Genomic DNA, 221 nt, shown 5'->3' on the forward strand with positions numbered 1-221 from the left:
CATTCCATTCCATTATATTCCAATCCATTGCTTTGCCTTTGATTGGTTTGATTGCATACGATTCCATTCCTTTCGAGACCGTTCCATTCCATTCCATGACATTTGATTCCTTTCCTTTGGCTTCCATTCCATTCAATTCCATTTTATTACAGTTCGTTCCATTCCATTCTATTCCGTACCATTCCATTCCATTCCACACCATTCCATTCCATTCCATTCCG

Annotated in this window: 1 protein-coding gene; it reads right to left on the minus strand. The window is 39.4% G+C overall.

The window, feature by feature from the left end; all coding sequences use genetic code 11:
- Positions 1–221 (minus strand): hypothetical protein (locus F0L68_RS46155; RefSeq protein WP_223199677.1); only part of this gene is annotated, 221 nt, incomplete at both ends.

Source organism: Solihabitans fulvus, from assembly GCF_008386585.1.
In the GTDB taxonomy this organism is placed as follows: Bacteria; Actinomycetota; Actinomycetes; order Mycobacteriales; family Pseudonocardiaceae; genus Solihabitans; species Solihabitans fulvus.